18 protein-coding genes and 1 riboswitch are annotated in these 16,758 nt (G+C 71.2%); of the genes, 10 read left to right on the top strand and 8 right to left on the bottom strand.

Features of this window, described 5'->3' with window-relative positions:
* Window positions 1-6 precede the first annotated feature (6 nt).
* Complete coding sequence (gene otsB, locus ACIBN2_RS22120; protein WP_399136440.1) at window positions 7-876, top strand: trehalose-phosphatase; 870 nt, start codon at window positions 7-9, stop codon at window positions 874-876.
* Here the strand turns inward: otsB and ACIBN2_RS22115 are convergent.
* Together ACIBN2_RS22115 and ACIBN2_RS22110 are read right to left on the bottom strand one after the other, a co-directional pair.
* On the bottom strand, window positions 864-2,264 hold the full coding sequence (locus tag ACIBN2_RS22115; protein ID WP_399136439.1) for a trehalose-6-phosphate synthase: 1,401 nt from the start codon (window positions 2,262-2,264) through the stop codon (window positions 864-866). The two genes, otsB and ACIBN2_RS22115, sit on opposite strands and share 13 nt — an antisense overlap.
* An 86-nt stretch (window positions 2,265-2,350) precedes the next feature.
* Window positions 2,351-3,295 (bottom strand): glucosyl-3-phosphoglycerate synthase, encoded by a 945-nt coding sequence (locus ACIBN2_RS22110; RefSeq protein WP_399136437.1) that lies wholly within the window; start codon window positions 3,293-3,295, stop codon window positions 2,351-2,353.
* Window positions 3,296-3,425: 130 nt separating this feature from the next.
* A riboswitch (SAM riboswitch) is annotated at window positions 3,426-3,582 on the top strand.
* A gap of 17 nt (window positions 3,583-3,599) precedes the next feature.
* Here ACIBN2_RS22110 and thrC point away from each other — a divergent pair.
* The 6 genes from thrC (at window position 3,600) to ACIBN2_RS22080 (ending at window position 10,826) form a co-directional block, all read left to right on the top strand.
* Complete coding sequence (gene thrC, locus ACIBN2_RS22105) at window positions 3,600-4,889, top strand: threonine synthase (RefSeq protein WP_399136435.1); 1,290 nt, start codon at window positions 3,600-3,602, stop codon at window positions 4,887-4,889.
* Window positions 4,890-4,975: 86 nt separating this feature from the next.
* Window positions 4,976-5,251 (top strand): ubiquitin-like small modifier protein 1, encoded by a 276-nt coding sequence (locus ACIBN2_RS22100; RefSeq protein WP_399136434.1) that lies wholly within the window; start codon window positions 4,976-4,978, stop codon window positions 5,249-5,251.
* Window positions 5,252-5,701: 450 nt separating this feature from the next.
* Window positions 5,702-5,908, top strand: coding sequence for a cold-shock protein (locus ACIBN2_RS22095; RefSeq protein WP_019057200.1), 207 nt, complete (start codon window positions 5,702-5,704; stop codon window positions 5,906-5,908).
* A gap of 360 nt (window positions 5,909-6,268) precedes the next feature.
* Window positions 6,269-7,891 carry a chaperonin GroEL gene (gene groL / locus ACIBN2_RS22090; protein ID WP_384251502.1) on the top strand — a complete coding sequence of 541 codons (1,623 nt, stop codon included), beginning with the start codon at window positions 6,269-6,271 and terminating at the stop codon, window positions 7,889-7,891.
* 216 nt (window positions 7,892-8,107) lie between these two features.
* Complete coding sequence (locus ACIBN2_RS22085) at window positions 8,108-9,229, top strand: NADH:flavin oxidoreductase (protein ID WP_399136432.1); 1,122 nt, start codon at window positions 8,108-8,110, stop codon at window positions 9,227-9,229.
* Window positions 9,230-9,323: 94 nt separating this feature from the next.
* Complete coding sequence (locus ACIBN2_RS22080) at window positions 9,324-10,826, top strand: carboxylesterase/lipase family protein (protein ID WP_399136430.1); 1,503 nt, start codon at window positions 9,324-9,326, stop codon at window positions 10,824-10,826.
* Between the two features lie 10 nt (window positions 10,827-10,836).
* On the opposite strand, the gene ACIBN2_RS22075 is transcribed toward ACIBN2_RS22080, so the two are convergent.
* Genes ACIBN2_RS22075 through ACIBN2_RS22065 form a run of 3 tightly spaced genes read right to left on the bottom strand, consistent with a single transcriptional unit; the run spans window position 10,837 to window position 12,438 of the window.
* Window positions 10,837-11,406: a hypothetical protein gene (locus ACIBN2_RS22075; RefSeq protein WP_399136429.1), complete on the bottom strand. Its 570-nt coding sequence runs from the start codon at window positions 11,404-11,406 to the stop codon at window positions 10,837-10,839.
* A gap of 5 nt (window positions 11,407-11,411) precedes the next feature.
* A complete protein-coding gene (locus tag ACIBN2_RS22070) occupies window positions 11,412-11,615 on the bottom strand; it encodes a DUF397 domain-containing protein (RefSeq protein ID WP_399136428.1) in 204 nt (67 codons plus the stop codon).
* Window positions 11,599-12,438: a Scr1 family TA system antitoxin-like transcriptional regulator gene (locus ACIBN2_RS22065; protein WP_399136426.1), complete on the bottom strand. Its 840-nt coding sequence runs from the start codon at window positions 12,436-12,438 to the stop codon at window positions 11,599-11,601. The genes ACIBN2_RS22070 and ACIBN2_RS22065 overlap by 17 nt, the downstream gene beginning before the upstream one ends.
* 114 nt (window positions 12,439-12,552) lie before the next feature.
* On the opposite strand from ACIBN2_RS22065, the gene ACIBN2_RS22060 reads away from it, so the two are divergent.
* Window positions 12,553-12,945 carry a hypothetical protein gene (locus ACIBN2_RS22060; protein WP_399136425.1) on the top strand — a complete coding sequence of 131 codons (393 nt, stop codon included), beginning with the start codon at window positions 12,553-12,555 and terminating at the stop codon, window positions 12,943-12,945.
* Window positions 12,946-12,971: 26 nt separating this feature from the next.
* On the opposite strand, the gene murQ is transcribed toward ACIBN2_RS22060, so the two are convergent.
* Both murQ and ACIBN2_RS22050 read right to left on the bottom strand, forming a co-directional pair.
* Complete coding sequence (murQ, locus tag ACIBN2_RS22055) at window positions 12,972-13,910, bottom strand: N-acetylmuramic acid 6-phosphate etherase (protein WP_399136423.1); 939 nt, start codon at window positions 13,908-13,910, stop codon at window positions 12,972-12,974.
* A gap of 139 nt (window positions 13,911-14,049) precedes the next feature.
* Entirely contained in the window at window positions 14,050-14,988 is a 939-nt protein-coding gene (locus ACIBN2_RS22050) for a MurR/RpiR family transcriptional regulator (protein WP_399136421.1), read from the bottom strand.
* A 55-nt stretch (window positions 14,989-15,043) separates the two neighbouring features.
* Here ACIBN2_RS22050 and ACIBN2_RS22045 point away from each other — a divergent pair, with 55 nt between their 5' ends.
* Both ACIBN2_RS22045 and ACIBN2_RS22040 read left to right on the top strand, forming a co-directional pair.
* Entirely contained in the window at window positions 15,044-15,427 is a 384-nt protein-coding gene (locus ACIBN2_RS22045; RefSeq protein ID WP_399136419.1) for a hypothetical protein, read from the top strand.
* Window positions 15,424-15,687 (top strand): DUF4031 domain-containing protein, encoded by a 264-nt coding sequence (locus ACIBN2_RS22040; protein ID WP_399136417.1) that lies wholly within the window; start codon window positions 15,424-15,426, stop codon window positions 15,685-15,687. The genes ACIBN2_RS22045 and ACIBN2_RS22040 overlap by 4 nt, the downstream gene beginning before the upstream one ends.
* On the opposite strand, the gene ACIBN2_RS22035 is transcribed toward ACIBN2_RS22040, so the two are convergent.
* Window positions 15,684-16,751 carry a GNAT family N-acetyltransferase gene (locus ACIBN2_RS22035; protein ID WP_399136416.1) on the bottom strand — a complete coding sequence of 356 codons (1,068 nt, stop codon included), beginning with the start codon at window positions 16,749-16,751 and terminating at the stop codon, window positions 15,684-15,686. The two genes, ACIBN2_RS22040 and ACIBN2_RS22035, sit on opposite strands and share 4 nt — an antisense overlap.
* Window positions 16,752-16,758 lie beyond the last annotated feature (7 nt).

The following is a 16,758-nucleotide window of genomic DNA, read 5'->3' as shown; positions in this document are numbered from 1 at the left end:
CGCCGTATGGGCACCCCTACGGACACGGACTCGACGCACTCCATGGACCCCCTGCCGACGCCTGCCACCCGGGCCGGCCGCGACGGACTCGCCGCGATCCTCGCCGGTCCCGGCAAGACGGTGGTCGGACTCGACTTCGACGGCACACTCGCCCCGATCGTGGCGGACCCCGAACAGGCCCGCGCGCACCCGGAGGCGGTGTCGGCGCTCGCCGCCCTCGCCCCGAAGGTCGCCTCCGTGGCGGTCGTCACCGGCCGCCCGGCCGGCGTCGCCGTCCGGCACGGCGGCTTCGCGGGCGTCCCCGGCCTGGAGCACCTGATCGTCCTCGGCCACTACGGCGCCGAGCGCTGGGACGCCGTCAGCGGCGAGGTCAGCGCCCCCGCCCCGCACCCCGGCGTCGCCGCCGTCCGGGCCGAGCTGCCCGGGGTGCTCGACCGCGAGGGCGCGTGGCAGGGCACCTGGATCGAGGAGAAGGGCCGCGCCGTCGCGGTCCACACCCGCCGCGCCGCCGACCCCCAGGCCGCCTTCGAGGCGCTGCGCGCACCCCTCACCGACCTCGCCACGCGCCACGGCCTGATCGTCGAGCCCGGCCGCCTGGTCCTGGAACTGCGCCCGCCGGGCATGGACAAGGGCGTGGCCCTGCTGGAGTACGTCCGCGAGACCGGCGCCTCGGCCGTCCTCTACGCCGGCGACGACCTCGGCGACCTGCCCGCCTTCTCCGCCGTCGACCGGCTGCGCGCCGACGGCGTCCCGGGCCTGCTGGTGTGCAGCGGTAGCGACGAGGTCACCGAGCTGCGGGAGCGCGCGGACATCGTGGTGGACGGCCCGGCGGGGGTCGTGCGGCTGCTACGCGGACTCGCGGCTCAACTCGCCTGACCCCTCAACGCGTTCAGCTGGTCCAGGAACCACTGCGCGGGCGGCAGCGCGGTCGCCGCTGCCGCCAGCCGCTTCGTCCGCTCGGCCCGCTCCCCGGCGGGCATGGTCAGCGCCTCGTGCAGCGCGTTCGCCGTCTCCACGATGTCGTACGGGTTCACGGTGATCGCGTCCTCGCCCAGCTCCGCGTGGGCGCCCGCCTCCCGCGAGAGCACCAGCACGCATCCCTCGTCGGAGACCACCGGCATCTCCTTCGCGACGAGGTTCATGCCGTCCCGGATCGGGTTGACGAGGGCGACGTCGGCCAGCCGGTAGGCGGCCAGCGAGCGCGCGAAGTCGTCCTGGACGTGCAGCACGACCGGGGTCCAGCCGGGCGTCCCGTACCGGGAGTTGATCTCCTCGGCGACCCGCTGCACCTCGGCCGTGTAGTCCCGGTACACGGCGAGGTCCTGCCGCGACGGGTACGCGAACGCCACGTGCACGACGCGCTCGCGCCACTCGGGCCGGTCGTCGAGCAGGTGCCGGAACGCCAGCAGCCCGCGCACGATGTTCTTCGACAGCTCGGTGCGGTCGACCCGCACGACCGTCCTGCGGCCCTCACCGATCTCGCTCCTGAGTGCGGCCATCCGCTCGGCCACGTCGGCCTCGTGCGCGCGCTGCCGCAGGAAGTCCGCGTCCGCGCCGAGTCCGTGCACGCCGACCTCCGTGCCCCCGAGTCCGCCCACCAGGGCCGTGCAGCAGGCCGTGAACGCGTCCGCCCAGCGCCGGGTGAGGAAGCCGAGGCGGTCGGCGCCCAGCATGCCGCGCAGCACCTGCTCGGCGATGTCGTCCGGCAGCAGCCGGAAGTACTCCGCCGGCGCCCACGGCGTGTGGGAGAAGTGCCCGATCCTCAGGTCCGGGCGCAACTCCCGCAGCATCCCCGGCACCAGGCACAGGTGGTAGTCCTGCACCAGTACGGCCGCGCCCTCGGCGGCCTCCTCGGCGAGCGCCTCGGCGAAGGCCCGGTTGTAGGTCTCGTACGACGCCCACTGCCGGCGGAACTCCGCGTCGAAGACCGGCTCCAGCGGGGTCTGGTAGAGCAGGTGGTGGACGAACCAGAGCACCGAGTTCGCGATGCCGTTGTAGGCGTCCGCGTGCACGCCGGCGGGGATGTCCAGCATCCGTACGCCGTCTTCGCCGACCCCGCGCCGCACCGCCTCCCGGTCGCCGTCGGACAGGGCCGAGCACACCCACAGGACGTCCGTGTCCGGGCCGATGGCGGACAGGCCGGAGACCAGCCCGCCGCCGCCCCGCTTGGCGGACAGTGAGCCGTCGTCCTGCACCTCGTACGAGACCGGTCCGCGGTTGGACGCGACCAGCACCTGATGAGCAGCGCCGTTCGTGGAAGCCATAAGCCACAACCTAGCCCGGCCCGGAAACGCTCAAACGTTTGCTTGCCCCTCGCGGGTGGACCGTATACGTCTGGTGACCGGCCGGCTCAGGCGACCCGGCGCTCGGCGTACTCGGCGATCTCCGCCATCGGCGGGCGTTCCTCGGTGTCCACGGAGTAGGTCCGCGGCTCGAAACCGTCCTCGCCCCGCTCGAACTGGGTCAGCGACGGCCGGACGAGATGACCGCGGGCCAGCCTCAGCTGCGCCGTGCGGTAGATCGCTGCGGCCATGCGGCCCAGCGCCTGCCCGTCCTGGTGCCGGTGCTTGCGCACCCCGACGTCGACCTGGGCGAGCGCGTCGAGGCCCACCAGGTGCAGGGCGTCGACCAGCATGCCCAGCTCGACGCCGTAGCCGACCGGGAAGGGGAGCTGTTCCAGCAGGCTGCGGCGGGCCGCGTACTCCCCGCCGAGCGGCTGGACGAAGCCCGCCAGCTGCGGCCAGTGCATGTTCAGCAGCGGACGCGCCATCAGCTCGGTGACCCGGCCGCCCTGGCCCGCCGCCCCGGCGAGCGGGCGGTCGTACATGCCCTTGACCAGATCGACCTCCGGGTCGGTGAGCAGCGGGCCCACGATCCCGGAGACGAAGTCGGAGGAGAACTCCTTCAGGTCGGCGTCGATGAAGCAGACGACGTCCCCGCTCGTGACGAGCAGGGAACGCCACAGGACCTCGCCCTTGCCGGGCACGGCCGGGATGCGCGGCAGGATCTCGTCCCGGTGCTCCACCCGCGCGCCCGCCGCCGCTGCCACCTCGGAGGTGCGGTCGGTGGACCCCGAGTCGACGACGACGATCTCGTCGACCAGCGGGACCTGCTGCATGAGGTCGTGACGGATGATCGCGACGATGTCGCCGACCGTCTCCTCCTCGTTCAGCGCGGGCAGGACGACGGAGACCGACTGGCCCGTGCGCTGTTTGGCGGCCAGTATTCGGTGGAGCGGGCGGTCGGCCACGGACCAGGAGCGGGTGCGCAGCCAGCGCTCGACTTCTTCCAGCACGGTCGGCGGCTCCTCACTGTTGTCTCGCGTTACGGACGGCTCTCTCAACTGTCCTGGCCGTCGGTTACAGTCTTGAACAACGCCGATGACCATCACATGTCCGGGGTCACCGCCGTTCACAACCGCATACAGCTCATCCAGAGGGGCAGAGGGAAACGGCCCGTTGAAGCCCCGGCAACCCTCCAGCCGGTACTCGTTGATCAGTGCTGATCGTTCCGCGAGGCTCCCCGGCTAGGGAAGGTGCCAAATCCGTCTCACGGCGAGATGCGTCGTGAGGAAGATGAGGAGAAAGGGCCTCGCCTCCATGGCTGCGCAGACTGCTGCAAGCACCACCGACTCCACGAACGTCGACCTCGGCCCCGCCGCCGCCCTCAGCTGCCGCGAGTGCGGACACCGGGTGCCCCTCGGACCGGTCTTCGCGTGCGAGGAGTGTTTCGGCCCGCTCGAGATCGCGTACGACTTCTCGGCCTACGACGCCGAAGAGCTCCGCAAGCGGATCGAGGCGGGCCCCGCGAACATCTGGCGCTACGCGCCCCTGCTGCCCGTCCCGGCGGACGTGGCGGACAAGCCGAACATCAACCCCGGCTGGACCAAGCTCGTCAAGGCCGACAACCTCGCCCGCGAGCTGGGCGTGACCGGCGGCCTGTACGTCAAGGACGACTCCGGCAACCCGACGCACTCCTTCAAGGACCGCGTCGTCGCGCAGGCCCTGGAGGCGGCGCGCGTCTTCGGCTTCACCACCCTCTCCTGCTCCTCCACGGGCAACCTGGCCGGCGCCGTGGGCGCCGCGGCGGCCCGCGCCGGCTTCCGCTCCTGCGTGTTCATCCCGCACGACCTGGAGCAGGGCAAGGTCGTCATGGCCGCGGTCTACGGCGGCGAGCTCGTCGGCATCGAGGGCAACTACGACGACGTGAACCGTTTCTGCTCCGAGCTGATCGGCGACCCGGCCGGCGAGGGCTGGGGCTTCGTCAACGTCAACCTGCGGCCGTACTACGCGGAGGGTTCCAAGACCCTGGCGTACGAGATCTGCGAGCAGCTCGGCTGGCGGCTGCCGGACCAGCTGGTGATCCCGATCGCCTCCGGCTCGCAGCTCACGAAGATCGACAAGGGTCTGCAGGAGCTGATCAAGCTCGGGCTCGTCGAGGACAGGCCGTACAAGATCTTCGGCGCCCAGGCCGAGGGCTGCTCGCCGGTGTCGACGGCGTACAAGGCGGGGCACGACGTGGTCCGCCCGCAGAAGCCGAACACCATCGCCAAGTCGCTGGCGATCGGCAACCCCGCCGACGGTCCGTACGTGCTGGACATCGCGCGGCGTACCGGTGGTGCGGTGGAGGACGTGAACGACGAGCAGGTCGTCGACGCGATTCGGCTGCTCGCCCGGACTGAGGGGATCTTCGCGGAGACCGCCGGGGGCGTCACGGTGGGCGTCACGAAGAAGCTCATCGAGAACGGTGTGCTGGATCCGACGCTGACGACCGTTGTTCTCAACACGGGCGACGGTCTCAAGACGCTGGACGCGGTGGCCGGCACAGGGCTGACCGCGACCATTCGTCCGAACCTCGAGTCGTTCCGTGAGGCCGGGCTCGCCGAGTAGGTAGTTGTTCGTCTGCGGGCCGGTGGGGGCCGGTCGCGCAGTTCCCCGCGCCCCTGACGGGCGTTGTAGCTGACCGGAGGTTTCACGTGAGCGTCAAGGTTCGTATCCCTACCATTCTGCGCACCTACACCGGTGGGCAGGCCGAGGTCGTCGCCGAAGGTGCGACCCTCGCCGATGTCATCGCCGATCTGGAGAAGAACCACACGGGAATTGCCGCCCGTGTGCTCGACGATCAGGGCAAGCTGCGCCGCTTCGTCAACGTCTATGTGAACGACGACGACGTGCGTTTCGAGCAGGGTCTTGAGACGGCCACTCCGGACGGCGCCGGAGTCTCGATCATCCCGGCCGTCGCCGGAGGCTGAAGAACAGGTCGCGCGCCCCGATTATTACCGTCGGTAAGGTCGGTTACGAAGAGTTCATCGAATTGCCCCCTCCGTGAGAGAAGCGGAGGGGGCAATTCTGCATGGTTGAGCACGGTACAGTTGGGGAACCGGCTCGGATCTGCATGCCGGATGCATATGGCTTCTGACTTCTCGGGCAGCGAGAAGTCGCCAAAGTGTGCAGGTTTTTTGTGTCTTATGCTCCTTTTATGGGGCCCGACTTGCCCTGAATTCTGATGAATTCTCGGTAAATTCCCGACCGGTCGTGCCCGGATTTCTCGTCCGATTGACCTGTTGCAGACGGCAGTTGGACAGATACATTCAGCCGCGGTCGACGCGTTCCGGCGCACGCCCCCAACCGTGGGGGGTGAGGTCTGACCCGGATCCGCGAAGCGCGGGTCCGTGCAAGGGCCAGTAATAGGGGAGTTAGGCATGGCTCAGGGCACCGTCAAGTGGTTCAACGCGGAGAAGGGGTACGGCTTCATCGCGGTCGACGGTGGTGCGGATGTTTTCGTCCACTACAGCGCGATTCAGATGGACGGATACCGCACCCTGGAAGAGGGTCAGCGGGTCGATTTCGAGATCTCGCAGGGCCAGAAGGGGCCGCAGGCGGACATGGTCCGACTGGCGACCAGCTGAAGCACGCGCCGGGTCAATCGCAGCGACGTTCTTCCGTTCTTGATCGAAGGGTCCGCGCCCTGGGTGCGGACCCTTCGGCATGCCCGGGTCCGGACGCTCGGAGGCGCGGAGGCCGTCCGCCCGGAGACCCCGCCCGGCCCAAGGGACGCCCGCCCAGTCCCCGGGAGGCGCTTGCACTCGCATGGGTCGAGTGCTAATCATTGGCGTTAGCACTCTGAAGGTGAGAGTGACAAAGATGGACCGGGTCGGTGAGGCCCGCAGGCCGGGTGGGGCAAGGAACCACGAGGCATGCGTGCCGTCCGTCGCGGGCGCGGGCGCGGTCCGAAGGAATCACCCCCAGTCCTGGAGGGACCACTTCACATGGCCAAGATCATCGCGTTCGACGAGGAGGCGCGGCGCGGCCTCGAGCGCGGCATGAACCAGCTCGCGGACGCCGTCAAGGTGACGCTCGGCCCCAAGGGCCGCAACGTCGTCCTCGAGAAGAAGTGGGGCGCCCCCACGATCACCAACGATGGTGTCTCCATCGCCAAGGAGATCGAGCTCGAGGACCCGTACGAGAAGATCGGCGCCGAGCTGGTCAAGGAAGTCGCCAAGAAGACGGACGACGTCGCCGGTGACGGTACGACCACGGCGACCGTTCTCGCCCAGGCCCTGGTCAAGGAGGGCCTGCGCAACGTAGCCGCCGGCGCCAACCCGATGGCCCTCAAGCGCGGTATCGAGAAGGCCGTCGAGGCCGTCTCCGGTGCCCTGCTGGAGCAGGCGAAGGACGTCGAGACCAAGGAGCAGATCGCTTCGACGGCCTCCATCTCCGCCGCCGACACCCAGATCGGCGAGCTCATCGCCGAGGCCATGGACAAGGTCGGCAAGGAAGGCGTCATCACCGTCGAGGAGTCCCAGACCTTCGGTCTGGAGCTGGAGCTCACCGAGGGTATGCGCTTCGACAAGGGCTACATCTCGGCGTACTTCGCCACCGACATGGAGCGGATGGAGGCGTCGCTCGACGACCCGTACATCCTGATCGCCAACTCCAAGATCGGTTCCGTCAAGGACCTGCTCCCGCTCCTGGAGAAGGTCATGCAGTCGGGCAAGCCGCTGCTGATCATCGCCGAGGACGTCGAGGGCGAGGCCCTGTCGACCCTGGTCGTCAACAAGATCCGCGGCACCTTCAAGTCCGTCGCCGTCAAGGCCCCGGGCTTCGGCGACCGCCGCAAGGCGATGCTGAACGACATCGCCATCCTCACCGGCGGCGAGGTCATCTCCGAGGAGGTCGGTCTCAAGCTCGAGAACACCTCCCTGGACCTGCTGGGCCGCGCCCGCAAGGTGGTCATCACCAAGGACGAGACCACGATCGTCGACGGTGCCGGTTCCACGGAGCAGGTGCAGGGCCGTGTGAACCAGATCCGCGCCGAGATCGAGAACAGCGACTCGGACTACGACCGCGAGAAGCTGCAGGAGCGCCTGGCGAAGCTCGCCGGCGGTGTCGCGGTCATCAAGGCCGGTGCCGCCACCGAGGTGGAGCTCAAGGAGCGCAAGCACCGCATCGAGGACGCCGTCCGCAACGCGAAGGCCGCCGTCGAGGAGGGCATCGTCGCCGGTGGTGGCGTCGCGCTCATCCAGGCGTCCACCGTCTTCGAGAAGCTGGACCTCGAGGGTGACGAGGCGACCGGCGCCAACGCCGTGCGCATCGCGCTCGAGGCCCCGCTGAAGCAGATCGCCGTCAACGCCGGCCTCGAGGGCGGTGTCGTGGTGGAGAAGGTGCGCAACCTGACCCCGGGCCACGGCCTGAACGCCGCGACCGGCGAGTACGTCGACCTGGTCAAGGAAGGCATCATCGACCCGGCGAAGGTGACCCGCTCTGCCCTGCAGAACGCCGCCTCCATCGCCGCGCTCTTCCTCACCACCGAGGCCGTCATCGCCGACAAGCCGGAGAAGGCCGCCGCGCCCGCCGGTGGCGGTATGCCGGGCGGTGACATGGACTTCTGATCGACCCCGGGGTTCCGGCCCCGGCCGATCAACGTCCTTACGGAGGGCGGCACTTCCTGCTCCGGCAGGGGGTGCCGCCCTTTCGTGTGCCCGGCGTCACGCGGGCGCTTCAGGCCGTCCGGGAATGTGAAGCAGCGCATAGGCGGTTGCTTAAGGTAGTGCAACAATGCGTGCGCACATACCGAACGGTTAGCCCAGCCTCGAGGAGTACCCCACGTGACCGCCCCCGCCACCTCCCGCGCCGCCGAGATCCTCTCCCGGCCCACCACGATCAACGGCCTCACTGTCCCCAACCGCATCGTCATGGCGCCGATGACGCGCATGTTCTCCCCGGGCGGCGTGCCCGGCGATGACGTGCTGTCGTACTACGCGCGCCGTGCCGCCGCGGGTGTCGGCCTGATCGTCACCGAGGGCACCTACGTCGGGCACGACTCGGCCGGGCAGAGTGACCGAGTCCCGCGCTTCCACGGCGAGGAGCAGCTGGCGGGCTGGGCCAAGGTGGCCGAGGCGGTGCACGCGGGGGGCGGCACGATCGTCCCGCAGCTGTGGCACATCGGCATGGTCCGCGAGCAGGGCCAGCCGCCGTTCGCGGACGCACCCGCCGTCGGCCCCTCGGGTCTGCGCATCGGCGCCGACGAGGCCACCGGCAAGGCGATGGACCGGACCGACCTCGACGCCGTGATCGGCGCGTTCGCCGAGGCCGCGGCCGCCGCCGAGCGCATCGGCTTCGACGGCGTGGAGCTGCACGGCGCCCACGGCTACCTCCTCGACCAGTTCCTGTGGGCGGGCACCAACCGCCGCACGGACGCCTACGGCGGCGACCGTGTGGCCCGTACGAAGTTCGCGGAGGAGATCGTCGCGGCGGTGCGGGAGGCGGTCTCGCCCGAGTTCCCGATCCTCTTCCGCTACTCGCAGTGGAAGCAGGAGGCCTACGACGCCCGTCTCGCCGAGACCCCGGAGGAGCTGGAGGCCATCCTCGCGCCGCTGGCCGCCGCCGGCGTCGACGCCTTCCACGCCTCCACGCGCCGCTACTGGCTGCCCGAGTTCGACGGCTCCGACCTCAACCTGGCCGGCTGGACCAAGAAGCTGACGGGTAAGACCGCCATCACGGTCGGCTCGGTCGGCCTCGACGGCGACTTCATCCGCGCCTTCGCCGGTGAGGGATCCGGGGTGCGCGGCATCGACGACCTGCTGGACCGGCTGGAGCGCGAGGAGTACGACCTCGTCGCCGTCGGGCGCGCGCTGCTCCAGGATCCCGAGTGGGCGGCGAAGGTCCTCGACGGACGCATCTCGGAGCTGAAGCCCTACGACGCGGCGGCGCTCAAGTCGCTGAGCTGACACCTGTCGCGAAGCCGACGGCTGCCCGGCTCTCCCGGGTGACATTCTTGTTGCGGAGGTCAACTCAGGAAACCGACCCGACGAGGAGCCGAAGATGACGACAGTCGTGCGTACCGCCGCCGGTGCGGTGCGTGGGCGGCGGGAGGACGGGCTGACGGTGTTCCGCGGGATACCGTTCGCCCAACCCCCCGTCGGGGAGGCCCGGTTCGCCGCGCCGCGGCCCGTGCGGGCATGGGAGGGGACCCGGGAGGCGTACGCCTTCGGGCCCCCACCGCCGCAGGAGTCCGGCATCCAGGGCCGCAAGGCCGTCCAGGAGATGCTCGAGGGCGACGACTGGCTGACCGTCAACGTCTGGACACCGGAGGCCGATCCGGCCGCGCGGCGTCCGGTGATGGTGTGGATCTACGGCGGGGCGTACAAGATCGGCCACGCGGGCAGCCCCGGCTACGACGCACAGCGCATCGCGCGCGACGGCGATGTGGTCGTCGTGACGCTCAACTACCGCGTGGGCATCGAGGGGTTCGCCCGGATCGACGGGGCGCCCGCCAACCGCGGTCTGCTCGACCAGGTGGCCGCCCTGGAATGGGTGCGGGACAACGTCACGGCGTTCGGCGGCGACCCCGGACAGGTCACCGTGTTCGGCGAGTCGGCCGGTGCCGGGTCGGTGGCGTCGCTGCTGGCCATGCCCGCCGCGCGCGGGCTCTTCCGGCGGGCGGTCGCACAGAGCGTGCCCGGGACGTACTTCTCCGACGAGCTGGCCCGCGACATCGCCTCCGCCATCGCCGAGGAGGCGGGACTGCGCCCGACGGCGGCCGACCTGGCCACCGTAGACCCCCGCCAACTGACCTCGGCGAGCGAGGCGTTGAGCGCGAAGATGACGTCCTACGGGGACCGGTGGGGCCGCGTGGCACCGACCTCCACGCCGTTCTCCCCGGTGGTCGACGGCGAGGTGCTGCCGTGCACCCCCTGGCAGGCGCTGGCCGCGGGCGCGGGGCGGGACGTGGACCTCCTCGTCGGGCACAACCGGGACGAGTTCCGGCTGTTCCTCGCCATCGGCGGGCTGCTGGGCACCATCGGCGAGGAGCAGGCGTCCTGGGCGCTGCGGACCTTCGGGCCGGGGGCGGACGGGGAGCGGGCGTACCGCGCGGCCTTCCCGGAGGCGACGCCGGGCGAGCTGTTCGAGCGCGTCCAGACCGACTGGCTGTTCAACGTCCCGTCCCTGCGCCTGGCCGAGGCGCAGCTCGCGGGCGGCGGCCCCGCCCACGTCTACGAGCTGGCCTGGCCGGCCCCGGGCGGTCTCGGCGCGTGCCACGGCCTGGACATCCCGCTGCTCTTCGGCACGTTCGAGGCGGACCTGGGGATGCTCCTGTTCCCCGGCGGCGCGGTTCCTGCCGAGGCGGAGTCGCTGTCGGCGCGTTTCCGGAGTTCCTGGACGGCGTTCGCCCGCACCGGCGACCCGGGCTGGCCCGCCTACGACGACCGGAAGCGCCTGGTCCAGGTGCTCGACGCGGTCCCGGAGGTCGTCCCGTACCCGGAGGAGACGGCACGGCGGCTGTGGGAGGGCCACGAGTTCACGGAACTGCCGCTGCTGAAGTGACGCGGCGCCGCTACAGGTTCCCCAGCGGCTCGATGTCGACCTTCACCGGCGTGCCCCACATCCGCAGCACCTCGTAGTCGGTGAACTCGTGCACCAGCCGGTACGCCATCGCCGGGCGCGGGCCGCGGCGCTGGGCGGTGAGGTACAGCTCCGCCTCGCGCCGGTCCCGCCTCGGCGTGCCGCACAGCTGCCACGTCTGCCCGTTCCACGCCTCCGGCAGCCAGCGCTGCTGGGGCTGAGGACGGTCGGCGCTGACGCCGTAGCGCGACGGCGCCGTCCGTTCGCGGTGCGAGGGGAGGGGGCCGCCGTTGTACTCGGCCCTGCGGGCCGCCCTGCGCCGGGTCTCGCAGAGCAGGCAGAGGTCGTGCGCGTTCTCGTCCACCGGCCCGTTCGGATGCTCGGGACAGCGGGTCGCGGGCGCGGCGCCGGTGACGCTGTCGTCCAGCAGCTCCAGCGCGCGGCGGAGGTCCGCCTTGACCTCGTGCAGTTTGCCGTCCGGCGTGTCGGCGGTGAGGGCTTCGCCGTGCTCCCCGAGCAGACGGAGGGCACGGCCCAGGGCGGTCAGCTGGGCGTGGTTCATGGGTATCAGTGTGCGGTGCGCTTGAGGCTCTCGACGAATGCGGTCCAGCTCCGCGGGCGGAAGGTGAGTACCGGGCCTTGGGGGGTTTTGGAGTCCCGGACGGGCACCAGGCTGTGACAGTCGGCTGTTTCGAGGCACTCGTTGCCGCCGCCGCCGCTGTACGTCGACTTGCGCCAGATCGCTGTGCTCAGGTCAGGTGAGTTCCTCATGGGCGTAATCCTGCGCCACTGCCTCGATCAGGGCCAGGGACTTCTGCGGCGAGAGGGCGGAGGCCGTGAGGAGTTCGAACGTGAACCTCTGCCGGGCGACGGTGGCAGGGTCGTCCTCCAGCCGCCCGGTGCCGGGCCCCTCGAAGTAGACCAGCGCGGGGGCCTCCTCGAAGTCCATCAGTCGAAGTGGGCCTGCCATCGCCTTGTGCGCCCCCGCGCTGAAGGGCAGCACTTGCACGATGGCTCGGCCCTTGCGGGCCAGGGACACGACGTGGCGCAAGGCTTCCGCCATCACCGCCCGGCCGCCGGTCTCCCGGCGCAACGCCGCTTCGTCGAGCACCGCCCACAACAACGGCCTTGTTGGATCGTCCAGCAGGCGTGTCCGCACGATCCGGCCGTCCACCCACTCGTCGATGGTCTCCTCCGGCGCTGTGGGGTCGTAGGCGCGGTTCACGGCCCGTGCGTACGCGGGCGTCTGCAGCAGCCCGGGGATCAGCATCGGCGCGTACTGGCGGATCGCCGTCGCCATCAGCTCCGCCTCCGCCGCCTCGGCGAAATGCTCCGGGTACCGGGACTTGGCCACCGCCCCACAGTTCCGCACGAAGAAGTCCTCCGTGCCCAGGGCCTCGTCCAGCAGCCGTGCATACTCCGGCTGCATCCGCCGCGTTCCCGCCTCCAGCTGCCCCACGAACGACCCGCTCACGAACAGCCGTATCCCCAGCTCCTCCTGGCTCAGGCCGGCCTTCTCGCGTGCGTGGCGCAGCTCCGCGCCCAGCAGTGCTCGTGGTGACGACGACGGGTCGAGGTCCTTGGGGCCCGGCATGTGCAACTCCCTGTCCGACAGACGAGGTTGTTGTAAAGAACGTATGGCCAGGTTAGAGCCGTGACGGACACGCTGTGTTGCGAACAGCAAACTCAGCGTGGAGGTACGAGCACCGTGCGACCGACCGAAGAAGTCGTCGAAACCCTGCGGAGCGCCCTCGTGGGTGTCGGCGTCGTCCTGCCCTCCCTCACCGTCGACCCCGTCACCGGCGCGAGCGACGAGCCGTTCGCCCTCGTCGACCTCGGCCGCTGCAACACCCGTACCGCCGAGCGGCTGGCGTCCGTGCTGCGCGGGGAGCGGCCGCCGGTCGGCGCGCACGCCGTGGACGCACGGGACGGGCGGGTCGGGGAGGTGATGGGGCATGTCGGCGGCCGGGTGCAGTTGCGGCCCGTCGCCGGAGGGCGCGAGTGGGACTGCCCGCCGGAGTCGGCCGAGGCCGCGTCGCCCGAGGAGGTGATGCGGGCGCGTGTCCGGAAGGCCAACAGCCAGGGCCGGCTGCCGTGCTGAGGGCGCGCCCGCCGAAGCCCTACGGTTCAGCCGGCCGCCGCGGCCGCCAGTGCGGCCCGTAGATGGCCGTCGGAGTCCGCCAGCAGGCGGGCCGCCGTCGGTCCGTCGACGTCGGCCAGGAGGGCCAGGATCGCGTCCTTCACCTCGCCGCCGGTGGCGGTGAGGGCCCGCTCGATGTCGTCGTCCGACGCCCCCGTGGCGAGGGCGACGATACGGCGGGAGCGGGCGCGCAGCTTCTCGTTCGAGGCGCGTACGTCGACCATCAGGTTCCCGTATGTCTTGCCGAGCCGGATCATCGTGATCGTCGAGAGCATGTTGAGCACGAGCTTCTGGGCCGTGCCCGCCTTGAGGCGGGTGGACCCGGTGAGCAGTTCGGGCCCGACGACGATCTCCAGGCCGTGCTCGGCGGCCGCGCCGAGCGCGCTGCCGGCGTTGCAGGACAGGCCGATGGTCAACGCGCCCAGCGCGCGGGCGTGTTCGACGGCGGCGATGGCGTACGGGGTACGGCCGGAGGCGGAGACGCCGACCACGGTGTCGGCGGCGAGGAGGCCGAGCGCGTCGAGGTCGTCCCGGGCCAGTCGCGCGGAGTCCTCGGCGCCCTCGACGGAGGTCACCATCGCCTCGGGCCCGCCCGCGATCAGGCCCACGACCTGGTCCGGATCGGTGTTGAAGGTCGGCGGGCACTCGGAGGCGTCCAGCACCCCGAGCCGCCCGGCCGTCCCGGCCCCGGCGTAGACCAGCCGCCCCCCGCGCGCCATCCGCTCCGCGACGGCGTCGATGGCGGCGGCGATCTCGGGCAGCCGCCGCGCCACCGCCGTGGGCACGGTGGCGTCCTCCCCGTTCATGAGGCGGGCGATGTCGAGGGTGGGCAGCTGGTCGATGTCGGCGAGTTCGGGCCGGAACGCCTCGGTGGTCAGGGCTTCCAACTCGGCTCGGAGTTCACGGGGGCTGGATGTGGAGGTCATAGGGGCGCGGCTCTTTCGACGTACGGTCCGGTGAGGGTCTTTGAGGGGCGCGGGGCTTGCTTGGATGTGCGGCTGCCGCCGCGTGGGCGCGACCAGCCACATGGGCCCGCAGACGATCCACAGCCTCCGGTTCTACGGTCTACCGCCTGTGCCGATGCGCCAGCGCCTCGTAGGACGCGGCAAGTGCGGGTCCCGCCGTCTCGTAAGTGCGCTGTGCCACCCCCACGAACAGGCAGTCCACGACGAGGAGCTGGCTCGTCCGGGACGACATCGCCGCGGGGCGCAACTCACTCTCACGGGCGGTGGACGTCGTCAGCACGTGATCGGAGTACTGGGTGACCGCCCCGTCCGGCCGGCCGGTGATCGCCACCGTCGTCGCCCCGTGCTCGAAGGCGACCCGCAACGGCTCGATGACGTCCCCGGTCGACCCCGAGTGCGTGATGGCGATGGCGACGTCGCCCCCGCGCAGCTGCACCGCGTTGGTCACGGCGAGGTGCGGGTCGCTGTGCGCGTGGGCCAGCAGCCCGATCCGCAGCAGCTTCTGCACGAGGTCCTGGGCGACAAGGCCCGACGCCCCGATGCCGTAGACGTCGATCCGGCGCGCAGACGCCGCCGCGCTCACCGCGGCCGCGAGCTGCACGGTGTCGAGTCCGGCCGCCGTGTCCGCGAGGGTCTGCTGCTCGTCGTAGGCGAGTTTCGCCACGACGTCGGCTATGGGGTCGTCGACCGCTATGTCGGTGGTGATGGCGGGCGCCCGCCCGGACTGCTGCTGGGCGGCCAGTCCGGCGAGGGCGAGCCGCAGATCGCGGTATCCGGGGTAGCCGAGCAGTCTGGCCGTCCGCACGACCGTGGCCTCGCTGGTGCCGGTGAGCTCGGCGAGGCCGGTGACCGTGAGGGCCGCGCAGCCGGCCGGGTCGCCGGCGACGGCCTCGGCGACCCGCTGCATGGAGCGGGTCATGGAGGGCCCGAGGGTGCGCACCTTCGCGGCGAGCGCGGCCGGTGCGGGGGGTGCCGGGGGCGCCGCGCCCGGCGTGCCCGATCCCTCGGTGGCGAAAATTTCCTTCACGTTCTGGGTCACGTATGAAAGATATTTTCGGCTCGGTCTCGCGGTCAAGAGTGCGCACAATGGGGACATGCACCCCATCAGTCCCCTGGAACAGACCCTGCACGCCGCACGCGCCCTCGTCCTCGCCGATCTGGCCGCCGGTGACGTCACGGCCTCGGACGTGGTGTCGATGGTCGAGGAGTCCGTCGTGCAGCGGCGCTGGTGGGTCGAGCAGTGGCCGGAGGGCGCGGACTACGTGGCGGGCCTCATCGCGCAGGACGTCCAGGACGCCCTGCTGGAGACGTACGGCCGCTGGCCGCTGTGCCCGGCCTGCGGCGGCGGCGACCCGCACGCCCTGGAGATCGAACCGGAGCTGGGCCCCGATCCGCACTGGGTCTGCCACAAGGCGGGCGTGAAGGTCGCGGCGCTGGGATCGCTGGCCCGGGCCACCGGCGGGACGACCGCCTCATGACGGTCTACATCGACCCGCCCACCTGGCCGGGCCACGGCCGGATGTGGTCCCACCTGGTCAGCGATCTCTCCTACGACGAACTGCACGTCTTCGCCGAGAAGTTGGGCGTCCCCAGACGTGCCTTCGAGCGCGACCACTACGACATCCCCTCCCACCGGTACGCGGACGCGGTGCAGGCCGGGGCGGTGGAGGTCAGCAGCCGTGAGGTGGTGCGGCTGCTGACGGGGGCGGGGCTGCGGCGGCCCAAGGGGCGGCCCTAGCGCCGCAGTTCGTAGGCGAGCCCTTCCTCGTCCTCGCTCACCTGCCGGAAGCCGGCGCGGGTGACGACCGCCCGGGAGGGGTGGTTGGCGCGGTCGATCGTCGCGAAGAGGGTGCGTACGCCGTCCCGGGCGAAGGCCCAGTCGGACAGGGCCCGCAGGGCCTCGGTCGCGTAGCCGTTGCCGCGGGCGGGCTCGGCGAGGTCGTAGCCGATCTCGACCCGGCCCTCCTCGTCGGGCCGGCCGTGGAAGCCCATGCCGCCGACCGCGCGGCCGTCCTCGCGCCGTACGAGTGCGAACACGCCGAACTCCGGCCGGTGCACGCCCCCTTCGTACGCCTTCAGCATGAAGCCGGCGGCCTCGCGGGTGCCCTCGAAGGGACCGCCCTCGATCCACTCGAAGCCGCCGTCGCCGTCCATGACCAGGTCGTGCGCGGCCGCGGGCGTGATGCCCTGCAGGGTGAGGCGGTCGGTCGGGATGACGAGGTTGTTGTTCCAGCGCCATTCGGTGACCGGGGCGCGGCCGGGCAGGTCGCCGCGGCCGGTGGCCCACAGCAAGGTGCGCCAGTGGTCGGGGCCCGGCTGGACGTGCGGGAAGATGTGGGTGAGGACGAACTCGGGCAGGTCGCCGGGCGGTTCGTAGGGCAGGCCCAGGCCCTCGGCGATGTCGTGCGTGTGGGCGAGGACCTCGGCGATGCCCATCGCGGCGAAGCCCTCGCGGTTCGCGCTGCGGAACGGGTACGGGTGGAAGGCGCGGACCTCGCGCGGGGTCGTGCGGATGGTGGCGGCGAAGAGGGCGCCCGTCGCCTCGATCACCTGGAGCAGGCCCGTGTTGTCGGTGCCCTCGTCGAGCGTGATGTCGAAGGGGACGTAGTCGTCCTGGGCGCGTCCGGCCAGGTTGGCGGCGTACGCGATGAGGTCCTCGGCGATGTGGAACGCCGTCTCGTGGCAGCTCCACTCCAGCCGGCCGGCCCGCACCGCCCGCCAGTCCCGGTCCACCGCGGTCCGCAGCACCGCGACGCAGCCCTCGACGGCCTCCTGCACCCTGGTCCCGCCCCATGCACGCATAGGCCGC

Origin of the sequence: Streptomyces sp. NPDC050534 (assembly GCF_044457745.1) — a bacterium.
Classification (GTDB): Bacteria; Actinomycetota; Actinomycetes; order Streptomycetales; family Streptomycetaceae; genus Streptomyces.
This window is presented reverse-complemented; position numbering and strand designations above follow the sequence as displayed.